This window comes from Mycobacterium sp. (assembly GCF_040509115.1).
Taxonomy (GTDB): domain Bacteria; phylum Actinomycetota; class Actinomycetes; order Mycobacteriales; family Mycobacteriaceae; genus Mycobacterium.
In genome coordinates this window covers 1-5,101 of sequence record NZ_JBEVLO010000047.1, presented here as the reverse complement: position 1 = coordinate 5,101, position 5,101 = coordinate 1, and the positions used below count along the sequence as shown (strand labels likewise).

Annotated in this window: 3 protein-coding genes; all 3 read right to left on the bottom strand. The window is 65.6% G+C overall.

What is annotated here, in order from left to right:
- Nucleotides 1–61 precede the first annotated feature (61 nt).
- Nucleotides 62–2,545: an excinuclease ABC subunit UvrA gene (locus tag ABW137_RS03900; RefSeq protein ID WP_526397077.1), complete on the bottom strand. Its 2,484-nt coding sequence runs from the start codon at nt 2,543–2,545 to the stop codon at nt 62–64.
- A 273-nt stretch (nt 2,546–2,818) separates the two neighbouring features.
- Entirely contained in the window at nt 2,819–3,658 is an 840-nt protein-coding gene (locus tag ABW137_RS03895) for an alpha/beta fold hydrolase (RefSeq protein ID WP_526397075.1), read from the bottom strand.
- A 130-nt stretch (nt 3,659–3,788) separates the two neighbouring features.
- Entirely contained in the window at nt 3,789–4,430 is a 642-nt protein-coding gene (locus ABW137_RS03890) for an NADPH-dependent F420 reductase (protein ID WP_526397073.1), read from the bottom strand.
- Nucleotides 4,431–5,101: the final 671 nt, after the last annotated feature.

The following is a 5,101-nucleotide window of genomic DNA, read 5'->3' as shown; positions in this document are numbered from 1 at the left end:
TTTACCAGGTGACCTGCGAGGCAATGATGGATGCCGTGGCCGAAGGCCGAGCGCGTGGTCGTCAGGGTCTTTCTGAAGGAGGAAGGTATCGACCGGTGACGCTGACCGTGGATTGCGCGATCTCCTCGGGCGTGCCCGTGGCGACGACGGTTCCTCCCGCAGCGCCCCCGCCGGGTCCCATGTCGATGACGTAGTCGGCGTTGACGATCATGTCGAGATCGTGTTCGATGACCACGACGGTGGCACCGTGGGCGCCGAGGCGGTCGATGACGCTGAGCAGGACGCGGATGTCGAGGGGGTGCAAACCCACGCTGGGTTCGTCGAGGACGAACAGGGCGTCAGACTGTTTGCGGCCGAGTTCGGTTGCGAGCTTGAGCCTTTGCGCCTCGCCGCCGGACAGGGCAGGGGTATCTTCGCCGAGTGTCAGGTAGCCGAGCCCGAGATCGACGAGGGTTTGCAGCTTCCGGCGCACCTTCGGCAGGTCGTCGGTCTCCCGCAGCGCCTCCCTTACGGTGAGACCGAGCAGGGCGGGGAGCGACAATCCCCGTTGGTCACCACCGCGTCTGATGTCGTGAGCGGCTGGGGCGTAGCGGGTGCCGTTGCAGTCGGGGCAGGGGATGTCGACGTCGGGCAGAAACTGGACGTCGAGGGAGATTTGACCCGTGCCTTCGCAGCGCGGGCAGCGCAGGGAGCCGGTGTTGTACGAGAAGTCCGAGGCGGTGAGCCCGAGCCGTTTCGATTCGTCGAGCGCCGCGTAGCTACGACGTAGATCGTCGAGCACGCCGCTGTAGGTGGCGACCGTGGACCGCACGTTCGTTCCGATGGGGGTGGCGTCGACGACGTTGACGCGTTGGATGCCTGAGGGCTCCACCGCTGCAACGTGTGCGGGCAGCCGGTCACCTGAAGCGGCCGCAGCCAGGGCGGGCACGAGGCTCTCCAACACCAGCGTTGTCTTGCCGGATCCAGACACTCCGGTGACGGCGGTGAGTCTTCCCTTGGGAATCTCGAGGTCGAGAGCGTGGACCGTGTGCAGCGGCTTGGTGGCGAGGCGGATGCGGCCGTGGTCGAACAGGTGCTGGGAGGTTACCTGCGCGCGAACGCACACCACCTCGGTGCCGTCGAGGAACCCGCCGATCAGCGATGACGGATTGGCCACCAGATCGCTCGTCGTGCCCGTCGCGAGGACGGTGCCGCCGTCGGCGCCTGAACCCGGTCCGATCTCGATGAACCAGTCCGCCTCGCGAAGGACCTGGACGTCGTGATCGACCAGTACGACGTGGTTCCCGTCGCGCAGCAGGTCGCGGATAAGACCGTTGAGGCCGTCGATGTTGGACGGGTGCAGTCCGATCGACGGCTCATCGAGGACGTAGAGCACCCCGGTCGTCTGATTGCGGACGGCGCGGGCCAGCTGAACTCGTTGTCGCTCACCGGTGGACAGCGTGGAGCTGGGCCGGTCCAATCCGAGATAGCCCAATCCGAGTTCAACGAGGCGCCCGGCCATGGCGAGCAGTTGCGCGACGATCGCGGTCGCCATTGCGCGCATGTCCTCGGGCAGGGTGTCGATCACGGAGGGCGCCCACGCGATCACGTCGTCAAGGGTCTTCGCTGTCGCCTCAGCGAGGTTGATCCCCTTGACTTGGGGCGCTCGGGCAGCCTCGCTCAGTCGGGTGCCCCGGCAGCTCGGACACGTGTCGGTGTGGATGAACCTGTTGACCCGGTTGACGCCGCCCTCGCTGGCGGCCTTGTCGAGAGCTTCCTGCACGGCGAGGCGGGCGTTGCGATAGGTGAAGTCGACCTCGAACAGCTTGCCGCTCTTCGACGGAACGGTGATCCGATGCTTCTCGGCGGCGCCGTGCAGGACGATGTCGCGCTCGGTGTCGGTGAGGTCCTCGTAGGGCACGTCGGTGCGGACACCGAGTTCACCGACCATCTGTGGCATCACGGTCAGCCCGATCATCTTCCACGGAGCCACCGCGCCGTCGGCGATGGTCCGGGTGGGGTCGGGGACCAGCAGTGCGTCGTCGATCTCGCGGACGACACCAAGGCCACCACAAGTTGGGCACGCCCCGTCGGAGTTGAAGGCCAACGCTTCGGCACCGGGCGGGGTGAACGTGGCGCCGCAGACGGGACAGGTGAGGTCGAGGCCCGCAGCCACGTCGATCGTCGGCTCGAGGCGATGCCCGTTCGGGCAGACGTGCGCGCCGAGTCGGGAGAACAGCAGGCGCAGCACGTTGAGGAGTTCGGTCGAGGTGCCGAACGTGCTGCGCGCGCCGGGCACGGCCGGTCGCTGCCGCAACGCGAGCGCCGCCGGGATGTGCCGCACGCTGTCGACGGTGGCCTTGGTGGCGTGAGACATCCTGCGGCGGGTGTAGGTCGAGAGGGCCTCGACGTAGCGACGCGAGCCCTCTGCGTAAAGCACCCCCATCGCCAGTGAGGACTTGCCCGATCCAGATACGCCGGCGATGGCCACCATTCGATGCAAGGGCACATCGACGTCGATGTTCGCGAGGTTGTGCACGCGCGCACCGCGCACCTCGATCGCCATCGGCGCAGCGAGTGGCTCGCCGACCCCTGACTCCTGATCGGACAACACACGTCCTTCCCCGTAATTGGCGACCCACGGTGTCGTCGTCTCGCGCCGCAATCTGTCGGTTGTGCAACCATTCTGGTTGATCCTGCCGACGGCGTCGCGCGATCAACGGTCTCGATCCGCCGGTTCGGCACAACCTGTTCCGCGCCGAGCCTCGGCTAATCGTCTGGTGCACCGCAGGATTGCGCGTAGTGACCGCGACGACCGGACTGGTGTGGCCAGCGAGACCTAGGCCGCGAATCCCGACGCCTGTAGGAAGGCCAAGATGTCGGTGTTGATCACGTCGGCATGAGTGGTGGGCATGCCGTGTGGGTAGCCGGCGTAGGTCTTGAGCGTGCCGTTGGCAAGCAGCGCGGCCGACAACGGGCCTGCGTCGGCGTAGGGAACGATTTGGTCGTCGTCGCCGTGCATCACCAGTGCGGGCACGGTGATCTTCTTGAGGTCGTCGGTGAAGTCAGTCTGAGAGAAGGCCACGATGCCGTCGTAGTGGGCCTTGGCGCTGCCCATCATTCCCTGCCGCCACCAATTGTCGATGATCGCCTGCGATGGCTGAGCGCCGGGCCGGTTGAAACCGTAGAAGGGTCCCGACGGCAGAGCGTGATAGAACTCCGTTCGGCTCGCTGCGAGCTGTGCTTGCAGGTCGTCGAAGGCCGACTTGGGAGTGCCGGTCGGGTTGCTGTCGGACTGCACCATCACTGGCGGTACCGCTGCGATGAGAACAGCGGCTACACAACGGTCCTGGCCATGCCTGGCCAGATAGCGCACTACCTCCCCGCCTCCGGTGGAGTGTCCGACGTGAATGGCGTCGCGCAGGTCGAGGTGCTCTGCGACCGCTGCCAAGTCGTCGGCGTAGTGGTCCATGTCGTGTCCGTTTGCAACGTCACTGGACCGGCCGTGGCCGCGCCGGTCATGGGCAACGACGCGATACCCGTGGGACAGGAAGAACAACATCTGAGCGTCCCAGTCATCTGATGACAGGGGCCACCCGTGACTGAACACGATCGGCCGTCCCGACCCCCAGTCCTTGAAGAAGATCTCCACTCCGTCGGATGTGGTGATGGTGGGCATGTCCTACTCCTTCTATGTCTGTGACGGCTTCGCCTCGTCGGGCTGTTCAACTGTGCTGATGGGTACTTCGTGTCATCGCCGCGGGTAGGCACTCGGAGACTGGCGGCCGCGCGGCGGAGCGTGGCGACGTCTAGGGGGTGGCGAGGTCCATGTCGCCCGGGCTGGCGCCGCTGATGGGCTGGGAGATGAAGCTCTTGGTGGTCAGCGGACCACCGAACTGCTGTAGCAGCCCACCTTGGTCGTTTCGACCGAGGTCGACGGGGAGGAAGCCGAACCCCTCGATGAGCCGCGCGACCACGCCGTTGGCCTCCGGATCGTTCCCCGAGAGGAACAGGACGCGCTGGCCGCCGCGCCCGTCTGCAGGGTCACGGGCGAGGACTTTCGCCCAGGTGTGACCGAAGGCTTTGACCACCCGGGCGTTGGTTGCCCACTCTTGCACTAGGTCCGACGATGGCCGGCCGCCCAGATCGGCGGGCGAGAAGTCGGTGTAGTCGATCGCGTTGGTGGCATCGACGATGATCCGTCCACTCCAGTCGACGACCCGTTCGACGATGCCCTTGACGGCTTCGAAGGGCACGGCCAACACCACGACATCGGCCTGTACTGCATCGATGACGTCGGTGGGCACGATATGTGGCCCGTGTTCGTCGACGAGTCGCGCTACGGACGCCGCGCCCCGGGCGTTGGCGACGCTGACGTCGATGCCCGTGCGCGCGAAATGGCCCGCCACCGCTGACCCGATGTTTCCCGAACCCACTACGGCGTAACTCATCGCTGACACCCTTCTGCGGCCGACTGCGGCCGAACTGAACATGACCGGACGTGGACATCGCCTGCGCGGACGAGTCTCGGCCCGCGCAGTTCTGTATCGAACGCTATATAACCATGAAACGGTGCGCGCCGCACCCGAGGTGGATGCAGGGTGGCGTTCGCACGTGTTGTCGGGCGTTCACCGAAACCGTTTGGTTGCAGCGGAACCAGCCCCATCTAGCACCGGTGTCGCGCCGCCCGTCTTTGAGTGAAGCGCAGCCATGAAGGGGTTATGTAGCGGTCAGTATAGAAAGGCGATACGCTGTCGCGGTGGAGTGAACGTTTCGAGTTGGTGAACGATTACTCCGGCGAGTCGACAGCGCAGACCCGTCGATGATCGACTTGTTCACTGAGGACGCCGAGATGTGGTTCCCGAAGCACGGAGTGGCGAAGGGGAAGGCGGGGATTGGACGTTTCGCCCGCATCCTCGGTGCCAGCCCGGAAGGCCTCACGCACGCCATCGACGAGTTCCGCGATTGCATCGAGAGCCACCGGCGAACCGCTATTTGAGCGTGCATGCACACGTCAACCCGACGAGAGGACACACGATGCACACCCTGACGCACAAGCGAGCCAATGTCGGCGATGTAACGCTGCACTACGTCACCGCCGGCGACGGCCCTGTGGTGTTGT

Bases quoted from the DNA above. Each gene is read 5' to 3' on its own strand.
- ABW137_RS03900 (WP_526397077.1), bottom strand. From the start codon at position 2,545: ATGGCGATCGAGGTGCGCGGTGCGCGCGTGCACAACCTCGCGAACATC.
- ABW137_RS03895 (WP_526397075.1), bottom strand. From the start codon at position 3,658: ATGCCCACCATCACCACATCCGACGGAGTGGAGATCTTCTTCAAGGAC.
- ABW137_RS03890 (WP_526397073.1), bottom strand. From the start codon at position 4,430: ATGAGTTACGCCGTAGTGGGTTCGGGAAACATCGGGTCAGCGGTGGCG.